The sequence below is a fragment of the Stenotrophomonas terrae genome, from assembly GCF_001431465.1.
GTDB classification, from domain to species: Bacteria; Pseudomonadota; Gammaproteobacteria; order Xanthomonadales; family Xanthomonadaceae; genus Stenotrophomonas; species Stenotrophomonas terrae.
On record NZ_LDJJ01000037.1, the window covers coordinates 56,132 to 78,878 of the forward strand.

Consider the following 22,747-nt stretch of genomic DNA (forward strand, 5'->3'; position numbering starts at 1 on the left):
CACCCGCCCTGTAGTGCCGAGCCATGCTCGGCAGGGGCTCTACCTGCAATACAACCATCGTGTAGGAGCGGCGTAAGCCGCGAAGCTGGCACAGCTCGAAAGCCGCAAAAAAAGCCAACCCCTCCCCAGCCCTCCCCTACGCCTTCGGCGCAAGGGAGGGAGGCAGGCAACGGCGTAGTGCCGAGCCATGCTCGGCAGGGGCTTTACAAGCAAATACCAACCGTCATGTAGGAGCGGCGTAAGCCGCGAAGCCAACATTCCTGAAAGCCTAAAGCCAAGCCTTGCCCTACGCCCCCGGCACAAGGCAGCACGCGACACCGGACCTTCAACTCCGGCACACCATCGAACAAACCTGGCTCAAGGAGCCACCGGGTGGTGACTCCACTGCCCTTCCGCATCCATCTCCAGACAGGTGCCGGTTTCAACGCTCTGCGGACACACATCCACGTTGTGGATCTGCTCCAGCGGCACGCCCAATCGCCATGCCAGGCCATGCACGCCCATCGCAGCGAAGCGTTGATCGTCCGCCACCCGCACCCACAGCGGAGCCTTCAATTGTTGCCCGGCAAGCTGCTGCAACGAGGTTTCCGCCCACCGCGCGCGACCGATAAGGCCTGGATGGTCAAGTAAACGCGTCCCCGCCACCGCCAACCAGCCCGATACACCCATCAGCACGGCCGCAACCACCGCAACCCGCCGCCCCTGCAGCAGCCGCGCCAGCGCGATGGCCGGCAGGATCGCCGAGATCGCTGCGTAGTACTCGTAACTGTTCCAGATCAACGGGAAATAGGGGGTGTAAGCCACCACTGCAACCGCCAGCACCAACACCCACTGACGGCCCTGCAATCGCCGCCAGCCACCCTTCGATACCGCCAACGTCCAGCTCAACACTACCGGCAGCGCTGCCAGCAACGCCCATAGCGCGCCTTTGAACAACCCATCGGTAGCGATCATGCGCAGCGCCTCGCGCGGCACATTGAGCAACCACGCCCCGAATGAAGCCCCGTTCCTGACCAGGTTGCCACCAAATGCATACCCGTACTGCTGAACAGGCGGAACGGTGGCCTTGTCGCGCAGCCAAAGCCACACGGCGCAAACGACCACGCAGACTACAACGGTCAACCATTCACCACGACGCAGGCGCACACCGACAAACAGGCTGATCATCAGCATGAGCAGCGGCATCAGAATTGCCGACTCCTTGCTCAACAAGGCAAGAACAAGCAGACAGGGAACCACCGCCAGCAACAACAGCCGTGCCATACCTGTTGCGGTGGAGGCTGCCAACCAGGATGCAAGCAGTACGGCAGTGAACAGCACAAGCAACGGGCTGTTCGCTGCAGCAACCCAATGCACCGTCAGCAGACTGACCGCAAGCACGCCATACAAGCCTGCGCTCAAGCCGGCAACCGCCCAACGGGCAGGCCAGCCGGCGACACGCGCCATGGCCCACCCCAATACACCAACACCCAAGGCGGCAATCAAATGCAGCACAAGCATGACTGCATGTGCGGTTAGCACGTTGCCGCCCATGGTGCCTTCTACTACACGCCACCACGCCGTCTGCGACAGCGGCCGCCAGAACACTTCTGGCTGCAATGGCCAAAAGACCTCCGACCATGGCTGATTCGCCAGATTGGACAGCCGCGCCGCATGCAGAAACATGTAGTCATCGCCCCAGTACGGGGTCCAAAGCGCGGGCACCCAGATCACGGCGGCAAATCCCAACAGCACTACGATTGCCAGTAGATCTGACCTGACCGGACGAGCAGCCGAATTCGTATCCATACGCATTACTCCCAAATGCTGTCCGCAGGCATCACGGCCCTCCAACGGAAGAGCCGGCAAGGCATCCACCCTCAACTCAACCCAGCAGGGTTTCCAGCACGGCCATGCGCACGGCAACGCCGTTGGCGACCTGGCGCAGTACCCAGGACTGCGGGCCGTCGGCCACTTCGTCGGTGACTTCCACGCCGCGGTTGATCGGGCCCGGGTGCAGCACCGCCGCATCCTTGGCCGCACGCTGCAGGCGCTCGCCATTGAGGCCGTACTGGGCGTGGTACTGCTCCAACGACGGCACCAGCCCTTCCTCCATGCGCTCGCGCTGCAGACGCAGCATCATCAGCGCATCAACACCTTCCAGCATGGCGTCGAAATCCTGCCCGACCACGCAGCCCTTCAGGGTTTCGTCGTCCGGCAGCAGCGATTGCGGGCCGCATACGCGGATCTCGCCCACGCCCAGGGTGCGCATCGCCTGCAGATCGGTGCGGGCCACACGCGAGTGCTTCACGTCGCCCACGATCACCACTTTAAGCTTGGAAAAATCGCTGCCCTTGGCCTGACGCAGGGTCAGCATGTCGAGCAGGCCCTGGGTGGGATGCGCGCTGCGGCCATCGCCGGCATTGATCAGCGCGGTACCCTCGCCAGCGGCGCCGGCCAGTTCGGTCACGGCGCCGTCGTCCGGGTGACGCACGATGAAACCACGCACGCCCATCGCCTCAAGGTTCTTCAGCGTGTCGCAGGCGGTTTCGCCCTTGCGCGCGGAGGAGGTGGAGGCATCGAAATTCAGCACATCGGCGCCCAGCCGCTGCGCCGCCAGCTGGAACGAGCTGCGGGTGCGGGTCGAGGGTTCGAAGAACAGCGTGCATACCGCCGTGCCCGCCAGCACCGCGCGCTTGTTGTTGATGCGGCCAACGGCGGCATCGCGGATCTGACCGGCGCGGTCGAGCAGCTGCAACAGGGTTTCGCGGGGCAACCCATCCAGGGTCAGCAGGTGGCGCAGGCGTCCTTGGGCATCAAGTTGCGAAGCAGTCATGGCGGGGTCTTCGACAGTCAGGAAATAGGGGTGGCTTCGTGCGGCGCGGACAACCAGCGCTCGATGATGACGGCAGCGGCCACGGCATCAAGATTGGCGGCATCGCGGCGGCGCTTGCGGCCTTCGGCACGCTCCACGGCAAACCGCTGCGCGGCCTCGACCGAGCTGGAACGCTCATCCACCAGCAAGACCGGCACCTTGTAGCGCTGCTGCAGCTGCCGGGCAAAGGCATGCGCGCGCTTGCGGTTGGGCTGGTCTTCGCCTTCCAGGGTAAGCGGGTCGCCGACGATCATGCCCTGCGGCCGCCATTCCTTGTGCAGCTTATCCAGCGCGTTCCAGTCCGGGCCATTGCCATGTACATCGATCACCGCAAGGGCGCGTGCGCCCACGCCCAGCGAGCTGCCGATGGCAACGCCGATGCGGCGCGAGCCAACGTCGAAGCCCAGTACTGTGCTGCTGGTGGAAAGTACGCTGGGCTCAAGCACGGCCGCTATACCCGGTGACCAGGAACAGATCCACACCAATCCGCGAGCCGGCAAGCTGCCAGCGCTCGTCCAAGGGGGTTTCGAACAGCACGGCGGCATCGGCAGGCACGGTCAGCCAGCTGTTTTCCGCCAGTTCCTGTTCCAGCTGCCCCTGGCTCCAGCCGGCACAGCCGAGGGTGACCAGCGCGTTGCGCGGACCTTCGCCTCGGGCCATGGCTTCGAGAATGTCGCGGGAGGTGGTCAGGTACAGGCCGTCGGCCACTTTCAGGCTGGAATCCCAAGCGCGGGCATCGTCATGGATGACGAAACCACGCTCGGTGTGGACCGGGCCGCCATTGAGCACCGGCACGGCGCGCAGGTCGCCATCGTCGGTGTCGATCTCCATCTGCGCGAACACGTCGCCCAGGGTGAAATCGGAAGGCTGGTTGACGACGACGCCCATCGCGCCGTTGTCATCGTGCTGGCAGATCAACGCCACGCTACGTGCGAACAGCGGGTCGACCAGCGATGGCAACGCCACCAGCAGGTGATTGGATAGAGGGGGCGACAACGCAGACATGTGCGCATTCTACCGGCTGCGGCCGCCGGACGCTTCGCAGCGGTGATAATCCGGGTTCCCTTAACGCGGAGATGCCCATGAGCTACTACTGTGATATCGCCCCGGGCCACCCCGTGCATGGGCCCTACCATGAGAACGAGTATGGCTTCCCGCAACGGGATGAACACGAGCTCTTCGAGCGCCTGCTGCTGGAGATCAACCAGGCCGGTTTGAGCTGGGAAACCATCCTGCGCAAGCGCGAAGGTTTCCGCAATGCGTATAGCGGCTTCGACGTGGATGCGGTGGCCGCGTACGGAGAGGCCGATATCGCCCGCCTGATGGCCGACGCCAGCATCATCCGCAACCGGCTCAAGGTGCTGGCTGCGATCCACAACGCGCAGGTGATCCAGGGCCTGCGTGCATCCCATGGCGGCTTTGCCGAGTGGCTGGATGCGCACCACCCGCTGACCAAGGCGGAGTGGGTGAAGTTGTTCAAGAAGACCTTTCGTTTCACCGGTGGCGAGATCACCGGCGAATTCCTGATGAGCCTGGGCTATCTGCCGGGCGCGCATCGGGAGGATTGCCCGGTGATGGTACGGATTGCGGCGATTGGGCCGGCTTGGATGGGGCGGTAGGGGTTTTGGGGTTTTTGGAAGCTCAGGAGCTTGAGCAGAAGCCCTCCTGACCAGCAAGGTACTTCAGCAACATCAGTTCGGTAGCCCGGGTAAGCGCAGCGCACCCGGTAGCAGGGATCTTGCAGGTCTTTCAGGTTCGCCGCCAACAGCCCCGGGTGCGCTGCGCTTACCCGGGCTACGGTATTGAAAGCCAGAGCCAAAGCACCCCTCCCCGGCCCTCCCCTTCGCTGCGCTAAAGGGAGGGGGAAGAGCGGCTTCGGCTTGAGCTCCTGCCGCTTCTGCTTCTGCTTCTGCTCCGGCTCCGGCTCCGGCTCCGGCTTTGGCTTTGGCTTTGGCTTTGGCTTTGCTCTACTCTGGCCCCTCCCTTTCGCATAGCGAAGGGGAGGGTTCGGGAGGGGTACCGTTGATCTTGATCTTCCCCGCAACCCCAAAAAAAAAGCCGCCCCAAAGGAGCGGCTCTTCAAACCGGCCCGTCCGCCAGAATCAGCGAACCTCGGCAATCTCCACGCCGTCCAGACCCTGCGACAGGGTCTTGGCGTCGCCGCCCTGCGAGAGCTTGATACGCAGGCGCACTTCGTTCTGCGAGTCGGCGTAACGCAAGGCGTCGTCGTAGCTGATCTCGCCGGCCTGGTACAGCTCGAACAGGCTCTGGTCGAAGGTCTTCATGCCCAGCTGCACCGAGTCCTTCATTACTTCCTTGAGCTTGTGCACCTCGCCGTCGCGGATGTAGTCCTGTACCAGCGGCGTGCCCAGCAGGATTTCCATCGCCACACGGCGGCTCTTGCCATCCGGGGTCGGCACCAGCTGCTGCGCGACCACACCCTTCAGGTTCAACGACAGATCCATCAGCAACTGGTTGCGGCGGTCTTCCGGGAAGAAGTTGATGATGCGGTCCATCGCCTGGTTGGCGTTGTTGGCGTGCAGCGTTGCCAGCACCAGATGGCCGGTTTCAGCGAATGCGACCGCGTGGTCCATACCTTCGCGGGTACGGATTTCGCCGATCATGATCACGTCCGGCGCCTGGCGCAGGGTGTTCTTCAGCGCAGCTTCCCAGCTGTCGGTATCGATGCCCACTTCACGCTGGGTGACGATGCAGCCCTCGTGCTTGTGCACGAATTCGATCGGGTCTTCGATGGTGATGATGTGACCGGTCGAGTTCTGGTTGCGGTAGCCGATCATGGCCGCCAGCGAGGTCGACTTACCGGTACCGGTGGCACCGACGAACAGGATGATGCCGCGCTTGGTCATGGCCAGCGTCTTGATCACCGGCGGCAGGCTCAGCTCTTCGACGGTGGGGATGCGCGTCTCGATTCGACGCAGCACCATGCCCACCTGGTTGCGCTGGTAGAAGCAGCTCACACGGAAGCGGCCCACGCCGGACACGCCAATGGCGAAGTTGCATTCGTGGGTTTTTTCAAATTCCTCGCGCTGCGCCGGCGTCATCACGTTGAGCACCATATCGCGGCTCTGCTGTGCCGTCAGTGGTGTCTGGGTGATCGGCGACAGCTTGCCGTTGACCTTCATCGACGGCGGCATGCCGGCGGTGATGAAAAGATCCGACGCCTTCTGGTGCGCCATCAGCTTGAGGAACGAGGTGAAGTCGATAGTACTCATGGGAAGTTCCCTGTAGGAGCCGGGATCCGGGGCTCAGGAACGGGCTTGCGCGCCGTTCCTGCCGATATCCCGCCTTGGCCAATATCCAATCTCGAATAACCCATCCGGCAGTGCCGGCATTACTCGAACAGACGCTTGTCCTTGGCGTATTCCTTGGCCTGGTTGCGCGTGATCAGGCTGCGCTTGACCAGATCCTGCAGATTCTGATCCAGGGTCTGCATGCCCACCTGCTGACCGGTCTGGATGGCCGAGTACATCTGCGCCACCTTGTCTTCGCGGATCAGGTTACGGATGGCCGGGGTGGCCACCATGATTTCGTGCGAGGCAATACGGCCGCCGCCCACGCGCTTGAGCAGCGCCTGCGAGATGACCGCGCGCAGCGACTCGGACAGCATCGAGCGCACCATCGGCTTTTCACCGGCCGGGAACACGTCGACGATACGGTCGATGGTCTTGGCGGCCGAGCTGGTGTGCAGCGTGCCGAACACCAAGTGGCCTGTTTCGGCCGCGGTCAGTGCCAGGCGGATGGTTTCCAGGTCACGCAATTCGCCGACCAGGATGATGTCCGGGTCTTCACGCAGTGCCGAGCGCAGTGCTTCGTTGAAGCCGTGCGTATCGCGGTGCACTTCGCGCTGGTTGATCAGGCACTTCTGCGAGGTGTGCACGAATTCGATCGGGTCCTCGACGGTGAGGATATGACCGTATTCGTTCTTGTTGATGTGGTCGATCATCGCCGCCAGCGTGGTCGACTTGCCCGAACCGGTCGGGCCGGTGACCAGGATCAGACCCTGCGGCTGCTCGATCAGCTCACGGAAGATCGGCGGACACGCCAGGTCTTCCAGCGTCAGCACTTCCGAGGGAATGGTACGGAACACCGCACCAGCACCACGGTTCTGGTTGAACGCGTTGACACGGAAGCGCGCCAGCGAGGGAATCTCGAACGAGAAATCGACCTCGAGGAATTCTTCGTAGTCACGACGCTGCTTGTCCGACATGATGTCGTACACCAGCGCATGCACTTGTTTGTGGTCCAGCGCCGGGATATTGATGCGGCGGACGTCACCGTCCACGCGGATCATCGGCGGCAGGCCGGCGGAAAGGTGTAAGTCCGAGGCCTTGTTCTTGACCGAGAACGCCAATAGTTCAGCGATATCCATACGCGCTCTGTCCCCTGCGTTGCGAGTATCTGTAAGGTGTTTCCCCTGGCGGGCAGTATAGCCTTCCCACGTAAGAGGTTGATGCTTTGCAAACCGTGTCTTTGGCCACCCTCCGGCAGCAGATCGAGGCGGCTTCCGGCCCCTCCCACCCGGTCCGCCTGCTGGCCGTTTCCAAGCTGCAGCCGGCCATCGCGGTGGCGACCCTGGCCGGGCAAGGACAGCGCGCCTTCGGTGAAAACTATGTGCAGGAAGCTGCTGCCAAGATCGCCGAACTGACCGCATTGGGGCTTCAATGGCATCTGATCGGCCACCTGCAGTCCAACAAGGCCGAATTGGCCGCACAGGTCTTCGACTGGGTGCAGACGGTGGACCGGGCCAAGCTGGTCGGCGCTTTGGCCCGCTATCGCCCGGCCGCTTTGCCCCCCCTCAACGTGCTGATCCAGGTCAACATCGATGACGAGGACAGCAAGCACGGCTGTGCCCCCGAGCAGATTGCCGGGCTGGCCGAGGCCGTCGCCAACGAACCGCGGCTGTGCCTGCGCGGGCTGATGGCGATCCCGGCACCGTTCCCGGAAGCGGCCAAGCGCCAGGCCGCGTTCGCGCGGATGCAGGCGCTGTTTACCGGCCTGGCCGCGCACCACCCGCAGGTCGATACACTTTCGATGGGCATGAGCAGTGATTTCGCCGAGGCCATCGCCGCTGGCTCGACCATGGTCAGAGTCGGCACCGCGCTGTTCGGCCAGCGCCCCTCCCCTTGATCGTCCCGAGATTGGATTGATGACCAGCACCCAGCACGCAGATCTCCCCGACACCCAGCTTCCCAACACTGATGTCGCCTTCATCGGCGGCGGCAACATGGCCCGCAGCCTGATCGCCGGCCTGCTGCGCCGCGGCATGGCCGCCAGCCGCATCCATGTGGCCGAGCCGGTCGCCTCCCTGCGCCAGGCGCTGGCACAGGACTTCGGCGTCCACACCCATGACACGGCCGAAGCCGCCGCCGGCCATGCCGGGCTGTGGCTGATGGCGGTCAAGCCGCAGGTGATGCGGAGCGTCTGCGAGGCACTGGCCAGCATTGCGTCCAGCAGGCAACCAGTGGTCGCCTCGATCGCTGCCGGCATCACCGCCGCACAGTTGGAGCGCTGGCTGGGCGGAAACCAGGCCATCGTCCGCGCCATGCCCAACACCCCTGCCCTGCTCGGTGCCGGCGTCACCGGCCTGTTTGCCAACCCACGCGTGTCCGCCGCGCAGCGCGCGCAGACCGAGCAGGTACTGGCCAGCGCCGGCCGCACCGTGTGGATCGAAAGCGAAACCCAGATGGATGCGGTAACCGCGGTCTCCGGCAGCGGTCCGGCCTATGTATTCCTGCTGGCCGAAGCCATGGAAGCGGCAGCGCTGGAACAAGGCCTGCCCGCAGATGCGGCACGCACGCTGGTGCTGGACACCATCCTCGGCGCCGCCCGCATGCTGACCGAAGCCGGCGAAGCGCCGGCCGAACTGCGCCGCCGCGTGACCTCGCCTGGCGGCACCACCCAGGCCGCCATCGAAACCTTCCAGGCCGGTGGCTTTGAAGCGCTGACCGCGCGCGCCATCGATGCCGCAGCCAAACGCGGCAAGGAACTGTCCGCTGCGAACGATTGATCTGCATTTTTTTCACCAATGCATGTGCGTGCACTCGTAGAGATCTGCTTTAAATAACCCCTCCCCCTCGCGGGGTGAGAGGGGCAGCTAGTAGCCCCTCTCCCGCAAAGGGAGAGGGGTTGGGGAGAGGGACAAGGCGCAGCCTTGCAGCTCTTATGCACTTGGAACGCCGCAACCAAAACAGCCCAAGGACACCAACACCATGCACCGGCTCGCCCTAACGCTGTCCTCCACCCTGCTACTCACCCTCAGCGCCTGTTCCGCACAACAAGCCCCGCAGGCTGCGGTGATCCAACAACCACAGCCCAGCCATGCCGACCTCGGCAAGCTGCGCGTGCACTACAGCCTGCTGCCCACGTTGGCGATGAATGACGCAGTAGCGCGCAGCTACCAGGTGCAGCGCGACGCCAACCGCGCACTGCTGGTGGTCGCATTGCGGCAACTCGAACAAGGCGAAGAGCTGCCCGCTGATGGCAAGGTACAAGCCGTCGTCACCGATCTTTCCGGCAAGCGTCAGCAGATTGACTTGCGTGCGGTGCGTACCGGTCCGTATACCGATCTGATCGGCGTGCTCGATGCACATCCGCGCGATCAGCTGCGCGTGGATCTGCAGGTCAGTGCAGACGCAGGTGCGGGAAACGTGCGTTTCGAGCGGAATTTCTGAATCCCGCTGAAACAATAAGCATCGTCCCGTTTGTTGTTTCAGCGCTGCATTTGCCGCCTGAAACACTCGCAGGAAAGCGTGCATTTCCTTTCCCAATCAACTCGATATGACACTGCAGCCAACATCACATTGCAGCCTGCGGTGTTGCTGTGCTGTGTCCACGCACATCGCAAAGTCAAATTGACATGTAAGTGATGCAACCGATACTGGCGGCCTTTCCAATTCCGCGCCTGTCCCAGAAATGTGATTTGCGTCGGACAAAGTGATGTCCTTGCCCGTCCACAACTCCTCCTCTCCGTTGCTGCAGCTGCAAGGCTGGGGCATGAGCCGTGGCCATCGCACGGTGCTGGCCTCCATCGATCTGAGCATCAACGGTCCCGGCATCGTGGTGCTGATGGGCCCGGGCGGTACCGGCAAGTCGTCCTTGCTGCAGGCACTGTCCGGCCATGTCGCCGCCCACGGCGAGCGCTGGGGCACGTTGCTGTTCCAGGGCGAAACGCTGGATGCGGCAACGCAGCCACCGGTGCTGGTGCAACAACACGCACGCGAGCTGGGGTTCAGCGTGCTGGAAAACCTCAGCGCCGCGCTGCGCCCACACGCCGGCAACAAGCCACAGGCACTGCGCGAAGAAATCGACGCACGGCTGCATGCATTGGGAGCGACGGCAATCGCCGCGCATCTGCAGCAGCGGGTGATCGACCTGCCACGCGGGCTGGCCCGGCAAGTGGCCATCCTGCGCGCGGCCTTCAGTGGCAGCGCGCTACTGTTGATCGATGAGCCGACCAGTGAACTGGAACCGGCCGACGCCGAGGCGGTGCTGATACTGATCGAGCGCCTGGCGGCCAAGCACACCTGCCTGGTCAGCCTGCACCACCAGGGCCAGGCGCGTCGCCTTGCATCGCGGGTGATCCTGCTGGCAGGCGGCCGCGTGCAGGCCGATGCGCCGGTGGATGCCTTCTTTGCCAACCGCGCGCAGCACCCGGTGCTGGCGCAGTTCCTGCGCACCGGCAGCTGCCACGTACCGGCGCCGGATGCACGTGCCGAAGAACTGGCCGAAGGCGTCATCGCCCCCGCGCCCAAGCCTGCAGCGCTCATTGCCAATAGCGTCGGCGCGCGCGCCGTGCCTGCGGCAGAAGCAGTTGCACCGCGTCCACTGCCAGCACCGGTAAGCCTGTCCGCCACGCCGTCACGGCGCGGCCCCAACGGCTTCCATTGGCTGGTGCCGGGCAAGCTCGCCGGTTGCCCCATGCCCGGCGTGGTATTCGCCATCGAGCATGATCTGGCCCTGCTGCGCGGCATGGGCGTCACCGTGCTGGTCAACCTGACCGAGCGCGAGATGCCGGCCGAACGGCTGGCGCCCTACGGCCTGCGCAGCTATCACCTGGGCATCGTCGACCGCGGCGCACCGCCGCTGCTATGGGCCAAGCTGCTGCTGGCCAAGATCGAAGTGATGCTGCGCGAGGGCGAAGTGGTTGCCGTGCATTGCCTGGCCGGGCTGGGCCGCACCGGCCTGGTGCTGGCCGCCTGGTTGATCCGCGAAGGGCTGACCGCCGATGAGGCGCTGCGCCGCCTGCGCACCCTGGACCCGGGTTTCGTGCAGTCGCAGGAGCAGGAAGACCTGCTGCATGCGCTGGAAGAAAACCTGCTGATCCGCGCCTGCGATTGACCCACCTGTGGCGATGCCGGGCCGCAACGCGGCCTGCGGGCATCGTTTTTCCTTTTTCCTCCCCCTTCCGCAAGGATTCCCCCATGTCCCTGGACAGCACCCTGCAACAATCCGTCGCCTCCATTCCCGAATGCGTGGCCGCCGGCTACGTCGACATCAGCTCCGGCATGCTGCTGTCGGTGCGCACCATCGATTCGCACCCGCGTGAAGTGCTGGACCTGGTGGCCGCTGCCACCGCCGATCTGTACCAAGGCCCGAACATCCGCAGCATCGAGCAGATGTTCCGCCGTGCACGCGGCCTGGAAGAACAGGAAGGCGCGCACTACTTCCAGGAAATCATCGTCAACAGCGAAAACCTGATCCACATCTTCATGCGCGGCAAGCGCTACCCGGACTACGTGATGGTCTTCGTCTGCCGCCGCACTGCCAACCTGGGCATGGCACTGACCCGCTCGCGCCTGGCCATGCCGCTGATCGAAGCGGAAATCTGATTCATCCGGGCCAGGCAAACTGGCCCGGGCCGCAAATGCTGCTGGTGTGTCCGCCCGATGCCCAGCAGCTTGCCGGCCTAGCCCACCCGTTGTGGGCCTTCGCCTTGCTCACCCAGCACATCCTGCGGATTCAGCAGGCCGCAGCGTTTGAGTGAAAGACAGCCGCAGCCGATGCAATCGCTGAGCTGGTCACGCATGAACTGCAGCACCTTGATGTGCGCATCCAGCTCCTTGCGCCAACGCGCGGACATCCTGGCCCATTCGGCCTTGCTCGGCGCACGCCCTTCCGGTAGTTCGGCCAGCCGCCGCGCCACCGCCTGCAAGGGCATGCCAACCCGCTGCGCCGCCTGGATTACCGCCAAGCGACGCAGCACATCACTCTGGAAACGACGCTGGTTGCCCGCCGTGCGCTGGCTCTGGATCAGCCCCTTGCGCTCGTAGAAGTGCAGCGCCGATATCGCGATTCCGCTGCGCCGGGCCACTTCCCCTACACTCAGTTCCCGCGTGGACATCATTTGACCTCAACCATGGTTGAGGTGTGATGCTGCACGCCCCCCGACAGCAACTCAAGCAGTAAACCCGCATCATGAGTTCACCCCGCAGCAATACATCGGCAGATCAGGCCACCACCTCGATCCTCGCCCCGCAGTACCGCGCCACCACCATCGGCATGGTCGCCTTGATCTCGCTGATCGCCTTCGAAGCCCTGGCCGTGGCTGCGGCCATGCCCAGCGTGGCGCAGGCGTTGGACGGCCTGCGCCTGTACGCATTGGCGTTTGGCGGCGCCCTGGCCACCAGCGTGATCGGCATGACCCTCGCCGGCCGTTTGTGCGACCAGCAAGGCCCGGCAAAACCCTTGTGGCTGGGCATGGGCAGCTTCCTGATCGGGCTGGTGCTGGCCGGGCTGGCGCCGCGCATGGATGTGCTGATCATCGGCCGCCTGTTGCAGGGCGTCGGCATCGGCGCCATCTCGGTGTCGTTGTATGTGCTGGTGGCGCGCACTTACCCGGAGGTATTGCGGCCCAAGGTATTTGCCGCATTCTCGGCTGGCTGGGTGGTGCCCTCGCTGCTTGGCCCCGGCGTCAGCGGCCTGATCGTGCAGCACACCAGCTGGCGCTGGGTTTTTCTCAGCGTGCCGATCCTGGCCCTGCCTGCTGCCTGGCTGCTGTTGCCGGCGCTGCGCAGCACGCACAGCAGCATCCGCCGTGATGTCGCGCAGGTGCCGGTGGTGCGCTGGGCAATCGGCGCCGCCTTGGCCGCGTTGCTGCTGTATGTAGGCGGACAACTGCAGGGCGCGCCGGCATTGCTGACAATGACAGCGGCCTTGCTGGCGCTGTTGTTCTGCAGCCGCCAACTGCTGCCGCGCGGCACCTTGCAGCTGCGCCCCGGCCTGCCCAGCGTCATTGCCCTGCGCGGCATTGCCGCCTCGGCATTCTTCGGCGGCGAAGCCTTCCTGCCGCTGCTGCTGCAGCGCGAGCGCGATCTGTCGCCGCTATGGGCCGGCGCAGCACTCAGCCTGGGCGCACTGGGCTGGTTCTCCGGCTCGTGGCTGCAAGGCCACCAGCACTTCGGCTGGAGCCGCCTGCGCATGCTGCAGACCGGTACCTGGCTGATGCTGGCCGGCCTGCTGATCAGCGTGCTTACCCTCTACCCCAGCGTGCCGCTGGCACTGGCCCTGGCGGGTTGGTCGCTGACCGGGCTGGGCATGGGCCTGATCTATCCCAGCCTGTCGGTGTTGACGCTGTCCTTGTCGGCACCGCACGAACAGGGCAGCAACAGTTCCGCCCTGCAGTTGAGCGAAGGCGTCGCAGTCGCCTCGACGCTGGCGATCTCCGGCTCGCTGTTCGCCGCGATGGTGGGTGGCAATGAAACCACCGGTTACCTGCTGTGCTTCGTGGTGACGCTGCTACTGGCAGCGCTGGCAACCCAGGTCAGCCGCCGCATCGGCTGAGTGAGCGGGATCGCGCGATCCCGCCAAACCGCACACGGGCTGCGCATTGCAGCCCGGCATTGGCTTCAGTGCGCGCTATCCACGCCGTCCACTTCCAGCAGGTCCTGGCGCAGGATGCGGCGTACTTCCAGCACCGCTTCCGGCGTTTCCTGCACGCTGTGGCCGGAGACGATCACCTTCTCCGAGAGTGCGCCGTCCAGATGCGCGCTCCAGTACGGCACCAGCCCATCGTCGGACTCGGGAGTGGGCACATCGGCCTTGCGCTTGGCGATGATGGAGTGGTACTTCAGGCCCGGCTTGATCGGCAAGGCCGAGGACGCCTCGATGAAGGGATCACTGGCCTTGAGGTTTTCAATGCTGTTGGTGATGACCGGTTCCTTGGGCTTCTTGCCATCGGTTTCGCCCGGATCCTGCAAGGCCATGAAGGCATCGCCAAAGGCACCCAGGATGGTCAGCGGCAGGCGCACCAGCCGGCCGATCAAGCGGCCCAGCCGGTTGCCGGCGGCATCGGTGCCCTTGTGCGGCGAGGCCAGGAAGATCGCCCGTTCCACGTTTGGCTGCGGGGTGAAATGCAACACCGGCCCGAGCTTGGCCTCCACCCGCGCCAACCGCTCGCCCTGCAGGTTGTAGCGTTGGCGGGTGTTTTCCCACAATACGTCGCCCGAGTCGCTGAGCATCAGCCGTGCGATCACCCCGCCCATGCTGTGGCCGATGAAGACCATGTCATGCGAGGCCGGCGCGGTTCCGCTCGGGTCGAAGTGACGCAGTGTGCCGTTGAAGGCCTTGCTGATGGTGTAGCGGTTCAAGGCGATCGGCGCGTTGGTCGGGTAATAGACCGACCACACCTGATAGTGCTCGCGCATTTCCTCATCGCCCATGATCTCGTTGGCCAGGTTCACCCAGGCTTCCGGGCTGCTGGCCAGGCCGTGCAGCATGAAGATGATGCGCTTGTTCGGATCGTAGGGCTGCATCAGGTAGATATGCGGCTCACGGATACCTTCGCCACGGCCAAACAAAGTGCGCAGTGACTCGGTGGCGAAACCCGATTGGGCAAGCCACAGCCCGTAGGCAGCGGTGAAGTTGGCTGCCAGCGGTACTTCCTGGCCACGTATCTGGATGCTGGACTGGTCCGGCGAATAGGCTTCCAGCTGCACATCGCGGGTGGCCAGGATTTCTTCCAGCGTATTGCCACTGAAGTTCAGCACCGCAGTGACGTTGATGGCCGGCATTTCGCTGTAGACGGGCAGATCCTGCTTGCGCTCCTCTACTTCAATCGCCTGCGCCAGCGTTGGCGCTTCCATCATCGCCACCAGCTCGGCACCAAAACCATCGCGACGGTAGGAACTGCGCAGGCCGGCGAAACTCACTGACGATGCAGCCACCAGCTGCTTGGGCACGCCCTGCAGCTTGAGATCGTCAAACTTCGTGCGGATGGTCCAATCGTCCACCTGCACCGGCCGGTTGATGTCCTCGCCCTCCAATGCCCGCGCACGGGTGCGTTGGAATACCACCGATGCGGCCTGCTCGGTGGCGTAGTTGTAGTAATCCCGCACCTGGGTAAGCCGGTCTTCCAGCGCGCGCTGCGCCGGGCTGCGGCCGCTGAAGAACAGATAGAGGTAGGAATAGCGCGCGGTTTCCAGCCAGGCATTCAAGGCGGCGGGCGGTAACTCGATGGGCTCGTTGCCCTTGGCCTTGGGGGTGAGCGCCAGTGCCTGCTGCATCCACAGCTCGGCCAGCGTGGACAGCCGTTGCTCGGACTGCAGGCCATCATTGCTGGCCACCGTCTGCCGGCAGCTGGGCATGTCCTTGTTGCAATCGCTCTCGGTCAGACCAATCACCGACAGCGATTCCTGCGACAAGGCACTGAGCTTGCCGGTGCTCAGGATGTCGCCGCGCTTGAGCATCACATAGTCGGTGTTGCTCACCGCTTTCATCTTCACCATGGCGCAGCCGCTGGACAGCAGCAGCGCCATTACCGCGACCACCGGCAGCAGCCGGCGTATCCATGTCTGCGGGTTGGGGTTCATTGGCTGGTCGTTCCTGAGGCGGGAATGCCCGGCACGCCTGCGCGTATACGGGAAGAGAAATTTGCCACATCACCCGCTTCACGGGCACGCAGCGTAATACGCCCGGCTTGTTGCAGGCGCGCCAGCGGCACACCGGGAGTCAAACCACCCACATCTTCGGCGTACTCGGCCAGATAGCCCGAGGCCAGCAGCCGGTAGTCCAGCGGCAGATTGGGCTGGATGCGGCGCATCAGCTCAAACACCACCGTGGTGCAGTTGCTGGTCAGCGTATTGTAAAAACGCGGCGCCTGTTCAAGCTGCTCGGCGCGGTCCACATAGAAGCGCAGCAGCTCGCGCATCTTGTCCGGGCTCAGCCCATGCAGGCGGTACAGATAGACGTCCTCGCCACGCACATTGCTGCGCGTCAGCACAATGTCGCGCTCGTCCGAGGCCACCAGCACCGCCTCGAACTTGCGGAAGAAGCCGCCCAGCGCCGAGAACGATTCGCCCTGCTCCTTGCGGATCTCCAGCGAGAACACCAGCTGGCGGCCGTCGGCAAAACCGAACGAGACCAGCGTGTGGGCAATGGCCGGGCCCATCCAGTAGGACAGGATCATATCCACCGACTGCACCTGCGACAGATCGTACTCGCGCTTTTCCCAACGCACGTCGTAGTCGGTCTTGCCGCGCCAATGGAAGTTGCGCACGTTGTCTATGATCAGCCGGTCGCCCTCGATGCGAGCATGCAGCGGCTGCGCCACGTCGTCGGCCCAGGCCCGGTCCTGCTGCGGGGTGATCGTCGCCCACCAGATCAGCATCACCGCGAACAGCACGCCGAACACCGCCAGCGAATGCCAGCGCCGCACCGGCCCGAAGCCGGCACGGATCGCCCAGATGCTGGGCACGCACCACACCAGGATGGCGACCACCTTGGCCACCACGTTGCCGGGGAACTGGTACCACAGCGCAAACCCGCCCCAGATGCCGATGCAAAGGCACAAGAACGCCAACAGGACCCGACCGACGCCACGCACCACACTGCACAGACGCCGCTTCCCTACATTCACCACTTCACTCTCCTGAAAGACCCAACGGCCCCGGTAGCGCGCACCGCGCCCAGCCGGCATCAGCCGTCCAAAATGAATGGGTCGCCAGCGACCCGCGGCAAAGATAGCCTGCCGGACGTGGAAAGCGGAGTGAAACAACAAAAAACCTCCCCGACCCGCCCCCCTGTTCACCTGTAGGTAGGCCAACCACCCGATCAACGAGGGAAACACCGTAGCCCGGGTAAGCGCAGCGCACCCGGGGCCGTTGGCAAATGAGCTGAAAGACCACCTGCCCCAACCTCCCGGGTGCGCGGCCCTCTATCCGGTCTACCTTGGCGATAAGCACACCGGCAGTTTGTAGGAGCGGCGTCAGCCGCGAAGCTAAAGTTGCTGAAACCCTTGGCGGTTGTGCCATCTGACGCGATATCAGCTTCGCGGCTGACGCCGCTCCCACAAGCAACTAGCCGACCGGTAGCCCGGGTAAACGCAGCGCACCCGGGAAGTGGGAGTCCAATGAATCCTCCAGCTTGAGGGCGAAATGCCCGGGCTACGCCACTGCCCGGTCTACCTAGGCGCCAAGCACACCCGCAGTTTGTGGGAGCGGCATCAGCCGCGAAGCTGGCGTTGCTGAAACCGTTGCCCATTGCGCCATCTCACGCTATGTCAGCTTCGCGGCTGACGCCGCTCCCACAGGCACCGCCAACAACCGTCGACCCGGGCACCCGATCAACCCCACCCGCATCTGCAACTAAGCAGGCTTGCCCTGCTGCTCCGGCGTCTCGGTATGGGCCGCGGCCAGCCACTTGCCATCCCGCCTGACCCAGGTGGTGCTGTCAAAACACGTCATCTCCTGCGGCTTGCCATCAACCTCGAAGCTCTGCCTGACCTTGTAGGTAGCAATGGCCACATTGTCGACCGGGAAAAAAACCTGCTCGTCGGAGAACGAAAAACCCGTCACCCGCGCAGGTCCCTCCTCGGCCATCTTTATATAGTCGGCCGGACTGAAGTGATGCACGCCATACATGGCAACCATCGTAGCCTTGTCGGTCAGCAGCGCGGCAGCCTTGGCAGGTTGCTGGTCCAGCATGGCCTGCCAGAACGCAACCTCAAGCTCCATGATCTCAGCACCGGTCGTCATGTGACTCTCCGCAGATTGGGGGATTCAGGCTGTCACACCATTTGTTGGCCATCCGTGAGCCAAGCGCTATATGCAGGCGAAAACAATCACCGTCTGCCGGCTTCAGCTCCATGACCAGGCATCAGCCCTCATGGCGACATCAATTGAACACAGAATCGTGATTCTGATCTCGCCAGATGTTGTCGTCGCATGCACATACCTTCTCGCCGTTGATACATCGCTGCGTACAGGCTGGCGCCACACTACGGAGGACAGCGCATGAACGACAAGAATCAGGCTGAACAGCACGAAAAACTGGTCAAGCTCATCAATAAGTTCGGAACCGCGATGCTGACCATACGTGGCGCCGACGGCAGCATGCATTCGCGGCCGATGACGCCACTGGGTGACGACTTCGATGGCGGCTTCTGGTTTGCCACGGAAATCGACAATGCCGCGGTGCACGATATCCAAACCAATCCCGAGGCGAACGTGAGCTTCATGCATGAGGGCGACAATCACTTCATCTCGGTAACCGGCCGCGGCAGCGTGAGTCAGGATCGCGCACAGATTGCACGCCTATGGTCGGCACCAATGAACGCCTTCTTCAAGGGCGGCAAGGACGACCCGCGCGTCTGCCTCATCCGTATCGACGCGCAGCACGCCGACTATTGGGACGGCCCCGGAAACCTGCTGACCAAGCTGGTGTTCTTTGCCACAGTCGCCACCACCGGCAATCACGAAGCACTCAGCGACACTGGCTCGGTAAATCTCTGAGCCAGCAGCGGGCGGCCGCCACGATTTGGTTGCCGCCCACTGCATAGCAGCAGGAAGGGTTCACAGGTGCCGGCAGCCAAGGCCGCGTAGCGCGGACCGTGCAGACAGGGAAGCATCGAAAAGCCACCAGAGCTGCAATGCCAGTCATTCAAATAAACCAGCCCCGCAAGCCGCCGGGTACCCACCGTAGCCCGGGTAAGCGCAGCGCACCCGGGGCCTTCCGCGCACAGCCTTGAAGATCACCAGACCCCAACCTCCCGGGTGCGCTCCACTTACCCGGGCTACGCCGCTGCTCTGACTCAGACGCTGGTTGGCATCGGAAGCAAAAAAAGCCGGCCCAAGGCCGGCTTTTCTTTACATGAGCACAGAGGGCGCAACGAGCCCTGTGCCCGGTCTCGGTGGCAAATTCACCGAGAAGATTCAACCATTAGGGCAAAGCGTTTCAAGGCAAGATTCAAAGATCGCCTCACACCTATCAGGCGCAGTACCACGCGCAATACAGGCATTGTATGAATTCAAACACGGCGTCCCACACCAGGACGCCGAGGCCGTACCACCAAAGACAGCCATAGAAAGAAAGCTACAGGCGGCAATGCGCTTGATCCACTTCTTCATGCCACTTTCCTTGTTGGCCTGATCATTCAGGCGGCCCAGCATAGATTTTCCGGAAAGCCGATTCCGTTCAACAGCCCACAATTCTTGAAGTACGGACAGCCCATGCAGTACCCAGGCGGCATCAAACTTCAATGAATGTTCGGCCCTTTGATTCCGCTCTCCAGCCAAGCCTCAACCTGCGGCAACAACGCCACAACCGAAGCAGCCAACTGGTCGTACCTGCTTTGCTCGCCGCCGAAAGTCTTGAAGCTGAAACCACGGAAATCCTTGTGCTGCTCGGCATCGATCAGGCGCTTTCTAAGCAACGGATCCGTTTCGAATACCCTCTTCGGCACTTCTCCGGAGTCAGGATCAACCCAAGTCGCCGCAATGCGACTGAACTCCAGGATGAAGCTGCCGCCATAGGTCCAATACTGGATCGACAGGAAGTCACGATGATCGCCACTGGATCGAGCGAAGTTTGCGACGCCGCCGCCAACGAATCCGAGCCGTCGCATCTCAGGCAGCAGAACCTTCTTGATTGAGATCGCCATCATTTGGCCGGGAGTCTTCACGTTTTCACAACCCCGAATTGAAACAAGTCGCAATCAGACATCAACACAAAGGCATCTGTCACCTCGTGCCTGACAACAGCTCCCGTTTCCCAACGACCGCAAATCCCCGTAGCCCGGGTCAGCGCAGCGCACCCGAGGCTGTTGGCGCGCAGCCAGATGAATCATCAGATCCATCCCTCCGGGGTGTGCGGCACTTGCCCCGGCTAAGCGACTGCAGGGAGGAGGCCAGAGCACGTCCAACAGCAAGAGATCTGCCTGATGGGTTGGTCAGCGAAGGCAGGCGCTCCACAAGGGGGGCGGCTGATCCGAACTGGCGCCACCTTCACCGTGGAAACCATGGGCGGGCACATCTCCCCTGCTCTGCCCGGCGACCGGCCGGATCAGGCCGGATCAGGCCGGCAGCACCGACGAGCAATGGCTCTGCGAGATAGCCGGGCATCAGGTTGCACACGTCACCCGATGATCCAGTCGCCAGCGTTCTTCGCCCTTAGCGGCGCGGCAATGAAGATGCTGCTGTTCCTGGCAAGTCAGTACAACGGCCGCAACAACGGCGACCTGAGCGCGACGAAGGCCATGGTCAAGGAGGCAGGGGTGTGCACCACCAGCAAGCTCGGTGAGCTTCTGGCGCAACTGGAGGCGGCGGGCTTCATCGTGCAGACCCGGCACGGCAACAGAAAGCTCTGCAACCTCTACGCACTCACCTGGTACGGAATCGATAGCTGCACCGGCAAGGGCTTGGAGATCCTTCCCGGGCCACCTCGGAACGACTGGAGAAAAACGCATTCTGTGCCCCTCTCAGGGTGCCAAAGCAAAACAGAATCAGTAGTCCCCTCAGGGGGCCACGGTGGCACCGTCAGGGGGCCAAAAGCAGCATGAGAAACGAATTTTGGCCCCCTCAGGGTGCCATAAACAGCCATTTCGGCCCTTTTTTGGCCCCCTCAGGGTGCTCCCTTATATATATCTACCAAGCGGGAGCGCAGCGGACGCTTGGGCTGTTGCTCTGCTTCGCCGCTTTCAAGCATCACCGCATCTGCATCGGGAGGTTTTCAAATGCGGGATTTCCCCGTATCTGCCCTTACATGCCGAGGGCAGAAGCTGGCACTGCCCAAACCTGCCACTGGCACTTTCTGGCACTGCCAGATCTTGCCGCTAGCACCGCCTCCTTTTCACTTCTGCGATTTCAAATCGCACTTGGTCGGGACGCGGCAACCAACCCGTTATTGGAACCGTTCCGCTTTCGGGACAGTTTGGAAGCGAGCGGCACTCACCTGGAGTAATCGATTGAAACCCCGTGACCAACTGGCCCGCAGCTTGGACAGCTTGCGGGCAACGCTGGATGGACGCGCTGACGCAACAGCTGCGCAGCTTCGCCAGCAGGCAGAGCAGCAAGGCATGTGGCTTAGCGCCGATGGAAGGATTGGAGAAGCGGACCTCGCCAAGTTGATCGGCATCTCGCCTGGCACGCTGGCGAACAAGCGCAGGGAAGGCACAGCGCCTGACAGCTTCTCGCTCGGCGGTGGCCGTCACAAGATCACCTATCGTCTGAGCGATGCCGCGCGCTGGCTTGAATCACACCGGCGGTAAGTTGAACAACGCAACCCCATGCAACCCCACTCTGCCTAATGGTGGGCTCGCGCGCTGAAACAGAAACTGGGCACCTACACAGGAGCCCAGTATGACCAAGCAAACCAAGATCGCCCGCGGCCTCCAGTCCGTGCGAGCAGAGACCGAATCGGCGGACGTGGCAGCCGTCGTGGGACAGCTGAACGCCGCCTTCGATCAGTTCAAGGCAAAGCACTCCGCAGAGGTGGACGCTGTACGGAAGCAGGTCGACGAAAACGCCACGGCGTTGGCCGCCTTCCAGATGAACGGTATCGGCACCGATCAGCCTGCAGCTGACCTGGATGGAGCTGGCATCAAGGTGCTGCGCACACCCGCCGACTTCAAAGCCCATTACGCAAGCCGCCGTGATGACAATGACTCGCAGCGCAGCAACAACACCACCCTGACCGACTTCATGCGTGGCGTGGCCGGCATGAGCAGCACTGATACCGTAATGGCTTCGCTCGCCATCGGCACCGACAGCGCTGGCGGCTACGCAGTTCCCGATGTGGTGATGCCCGGCATCCTGTCCGCACTGGTGCCGGCATCCTCGCTGCTGCAGGCCGGCGCCGGTATCGTGCCAATGGACTACGGCGCCAAGTCTGTATCCACCGCAGCTATCGACACGATGCCAACCGCAAGCTGGCGCAATGAGCTGGGTACCATCGGCGAGAGCCAACCCACACTGCGTTCCGTGCAGGCCGTCCCCCGCAGCTTGGCCTGCATTGTGCGCGTGTCGCGTGAGCTGCTGGCTGATGGTTCGGACGTGGACCGCGCGCTGCGCTTGGTGATCGCCCAGGCCTTTGCCAAGGAGCTGGACCGTGTCGGCCTGTTGGGCTCTGGCACAGCGCCGGAGCCGCGCGGCCTGCGCAACACCACCGGCATCAACGTGGTGGATATGGGTGCGAACGGTGCAGCCCTGGACAGCTACCGTCCCCTGCTTTGGGCGTATGGCAAGACCATCGACCAGAACGCCCCGGTGCCGACCACTGCCATCATGGCCGGCCGCACGCTGCTGGACTTCGAGGGCTTGGCCGACACCACTGGTCAGCCGCTGCAGCGCCCGCGACTGATCGACGGCATGAACTTCGTGGCTACCAGCCAGCTGCCCGTCGATGTCGATATTGGAACCTCCAGCGACACCAGCGAGATCTTCACCGGCGACTTCTCGGGCCTGTACTTCCTGATGCGTGAGTCGCTGTCCATCCAGCTGCTACGCGAGACCTACGCCAAGACCGGCGAGATCGGCTTCCTGTGCCACGTGCGCGCCGATGTGGTCATCAACTACCCGCAACAGTTCACCGTCATCACGGGCGTCCGTCCTGCTGCGCCCTGAGCGAATCTGGACCAGCCGGCGGTGTCCACATCAACACCGG

23 protein-coding genes are annotated in these 22,747 nt (G+C 63.3%); 11 read left to right on the plus strand and 12 right to left on the minus strand.

Going from position 1 to position 22,747, the window contains the following annotated elements; all coding sequences use genetic code 11:
- Window positions 1–357 precede the first annotated feature (357 nt).
- From ABB27_RS11790 to ABB27_RS11805, 4 genes are all read right to left on the minus strand, one after another.
- Window positions 358–1,788, minus strand: coding sequence for a hypothetical protein (locus ABB27_RS11790; RefSeq protein WP_152984549.1), 1,431 nt, complete (start codon window positions 1,786–1,788; stop codon window positions 358–360).
- A gap of 76 nt (window positions 1,789–1,864) precedes the next feature.
- Entirely contained in the window at window positions 1,865–2,815 is a 951-nt protein-coding gene (locus tag ABB27_RS11795) for an aspartate carbamoyltransferase catalytic subunit (protein WP_057628905.1), read from the minus strand.
- 17 nt (window positions 2,816–2,832) lie between these two features.
- Entirely contained in the window at window positions 2,833–3,300 is a 468-nt protein-coding gene (gene ruvX / locus ABB27_RS11800) for a Holliday junction resolvase RuvX (protein WP_057628906.1), read from the minus strand.
- On the minus strand, window positions 3,293–3,859 hold the full coding sequence (locus ABB27_RS11805; protein ID WP_057628907.1) for a YqgE/AlgH family protein: 567 nt from the start codon (window positions 3,857–3,859) through the stop codon (window positions 3,293–3,295). Before ABB27_RS11805 ends, ruvX begins: the two co-directional genes overlap by 8 nt.
- 77 nt (window positions 3,860–3,936) lie before the next feature.
- Between ABB27_RS11805 and ABB27_RS11810 the strand changes: the two genes are divergently transcribed.
- Window positions 3,937–4,473, plus strand: a complete 537-nt coding sequence (locus tag ABB27_RS11810; RefSeq protein ID WP_057628908.1) for a DNA-3-methyladenine glycosylase I — start codon at window positions 3,937–3,939, stop codon at window positions 4,471–4,473.
- 483 nt (window positions 4,474–4,956) lie between these two features.
- Here ABB27_RS11810 and ABB27_RS11815 read toward each other — a convergent pair whose 3' ends face one another.
- Together ABB27_RS11815 and ABB27_RS11820 are read right to left on the minus strand one after the other, a co-directional pair.
- Window positions 4,957–6,087 carry a PilT/PilU family type 4a pilus ATPase gene (locus tag ABB27_RS11815; protein WP_057628909.1) on the minus strand — a complete coding sequence of 377 codons (1,131 nt, stop codon included), beginning with the start codon at window positions 6,085–6,087 and terminating at the stop codon, window positions 4,957–4,959.
- Window positions 6,088–6,206: 119 nt separating this feature from the next.
- Window positions 6,207–7,244 (minus strand): type IV pilus twitching motility protein PilT, encoded by a 1,038-nt coding sequence (locus ABB27_RS11820; protein ID WP_057628910.1) that lies wholly within the window; start codon window positions 7,242–7,244, stop codon window positions 6,207–6,209.
- A 95-nt stretch (window positions 7,245–7,339) separates the two neighbouring features.
- On the opposite strand from ABB27_RS11820, the gene ABB27_RS11825 reads away from it, so the two are divergent.
- The 5 genes from ABB27_RS11825 (at window position 7,340) to ABB27_RS11845 (ending at window position 11,703) form a co-directional block, all read left to right on the plus strand.
- A complete protein-coding gene (locus ABB27_RS11825; protein WP_057628911.1) occupies window positions 7,340–8,002 on the plus strand; it encodes a YggS family pyridoxal phosphate-dependent enzyme in 663 nt (220 codons plus the stop codon).
- Between the two features lie 19 nt (window positions 8,003–8,021).
- Window positions 8,022–8,882, plus strand: a complete 861-nt coding sequence (gene proC / locus ABB27_RS11830; RefSeq protein ID WP_057628912.1) for a pyrroline-5-carboxylate reductase — start codon at window positions 8,022–8,024, stop codon at window positions 8,880–8,882.
- Between the two features lie 202 nt (window positions 8,883–9,084).
- Entirely contained in the window at window positions 9,085–9,546 is a 462-nt protein-coding gene (locus tag ABB27_RS11835; protein ID WP_057628913.1) for a DUF4426 domain-containing protein, read from the plus strand.
- 265 nt (window positions 9,547–9,811) lie between these two features.
- The gene (locus ABB27_RS11840; protein ID WP_083491280.1) at window positions 9,812–11,212 is read left to right on the plus strand and encodes a phosphatase domain-containing putative toxin; all 1,401 of its coding nucleotides are present in this window, start codon (window positions 9,812–9,814) and stop codon (window positions 11,210–11,212) included.
- An 83-nt stretch (window positions 11,213–11,295) separates the two neighbouring features.
- Complete coding sequence (locus ABB27_RS11845) at window positions 11,296–11,703, plus strand: hypothetical protein (protein WP_057628915.1); 408 nt, start codon at window positions 11,296–11,298, stop codon at window positions 11,701–11,703.
- 77 nt (window positions 11,704–11,780) lie between these two features.
- Here ABB27_RS11845 and soxR read toward each other — a convergent pair whose 3' ends face one another.
- Window positions 11,781–12,215 (minus strand): redox-sensitive transcriptional activator SoxR, encoded by a 435-nt coding sequence (soxR, locus tag ABB27_RS11850; RefSeq protein WP_057628945.1) that lies wholly within the window; start codon window positions 12,213–12,215, stop codon window positions 11,781–11,783.
- Window positions 12,216–12,289: 74 nt separating this feature from the next.
- Between soxR and ABB27_RS11855 the strand changes: the two genes are divergently transcribed.
- Window positions 12,290–13,654, plus strand: a complete 1,365-nt coding sequence (locus ABB27_RS11855; RefSeq protein WP_057628916.1) for an MFS transporter — start codon at window positions 12,290–12,292, stop codon at window positions 13,652–13,654.
- Between the two features lie 65 nt (window positions 13,655–13,719).
- Here ABB27_RS11855 and ABB27_RS11860 read toward each other — a convergent pair whose 3' ends face one another.
- The 3 genes from ABB27_RS11860 to ABB27_RS11870 all read right to left on the minus strand — a co-directional run bounded on the left by ABB27_RS11860 (window position 13,720) and on the right by ABB27_RS11870 (window position 17,844).
- The gene (locus ABB27_RS11860) at window positions 13,720–15,681 is read right to left on the minus strand and encodes an esterase/lipase family protein (protein ID WP_057628917.1); all 1,962 of its coding nucleotides are present in this window, start codon (window positions 15,679–15,681) and stop codon (window positions 13,720–13,722) included.
- On the minus strand, window positions 15,678–16,727 hold the full coding sequence (locus tag ABB27_RS11865) for an Lnb N-terminal periplasmic domain-containing protein (protein ID WP_425477537.1): 1,050 nt from the start codon (window positions 16,725–16,727) through the stop codon (window positions 15,678–15,680). The genes ABB27_RS11860 and ABB27_RS11865 overlap by 4 nt, the downstream gene beginning before the upstream one ends.
- Before the next feature lie 727 nt (window positions 16,728–17,454).
- Entirely contained in the window at window positions 17,455–17,844 is a 390-nt protein-coding gene (locus ABB27_RS11870; RefSeq protein ID WP_057628918.1) for a nuclear transport factor 2 family protein, read from the minus strand.
- Between the two features lie 258 nt (window positions 17,845–18,102).
- On the opposite strand from ABB27_RS11870, the gene ABB27_RS11875 reads away from it, so the two are divergent.
- Complete coding sequence (locus ABB27_RS11875; protein ID WP_057628919.1) at window positions 18,103–18,600, plus strand: pyridoxamine 5'-phosphate oxidase family protein; 498 nt, start codon at window positions 18,103–18,105, stop codon at window positions 18,598–18,600.
- Between the two features lie 420 nt (window positions 18,601–19,020).
- On the opposite strand, the gene ABB27_RS20375 is transcribed toward ABB27_RS11875, so the two are convergent.
- Window positions 19,021–19,347 carry a hypothetical protein gene (locus tag ABB27_RS20375; RefSeq protein WP_244479221.1) on the minus strand — a complete coding sequence of 109 codons (327 nt, stop codon included), beginning with the start codon at window positions 19,345–19,347 and terminating at the stop codon, window positions 19,021–19,023.
- Entirely contained in the window at window positions 19,344–19,748 is a 405-nt protein-coding gene (locus ABB27_RS11880; RefSeq protein ID WP_152984551.1) for a hypothetical protein, read from the minus strand. Before ABB27_RS11880 ends, ABB27_RS20375 begins: the two co-directional genes overlap by 4 nt.
- Window positions 19,749–20,228: 480 nt before the next feature.
- Here ABB27_RS11880 and ABB27_RS11885 point away from each other — a divergent pair, with 480 nt between their 5' ends.
- The 3 genes from ABB27_RS11885 to ABB27_RS11895 all read left to right on the plus strand — a co-directional run bounded on the left by ABB27_RS11885 (window position 20,229) and on the right by ABB27_RS11895 (window position 22,707).
- Window positions 20,229–20,645 (plus strand): hypothetical protein, encoded by a 417-nt coding sequence (locus tag ABB27_RS11885; RefSeq protein WP_057628921.1) that lies wholly within the window; start codon window positions 20,229–20,231, stop codon window positions 20,643–20,645.
- 405 nt (window positions 20,646–21,050) lie between these two features.
- Entirely contained in the window at window positions 21,051–21,353 is a 303-nt protein-coding gene (locus ABB27_RS11890; protein ID WP_152984552.1) for a helix-turn-helix transcriptional regulator, read from the plus strand.
- 91 nt (window positions 21,354–21,444) lie between these two features.
- The gene (locus ABB27_RS11895) at window positions 21,445–22,707 is read left to right on the plus strand and encodes a phage major capsid protein (protein WP_057628923.1); all 1,263 of its coding nucleotides are present in this window, start codon (window positions 21,445–21,447) and stop codon (window positions 22,705–22,707) included.
- Window positions 22,708–22,747 lie beyond the last annotated feature (40 nt).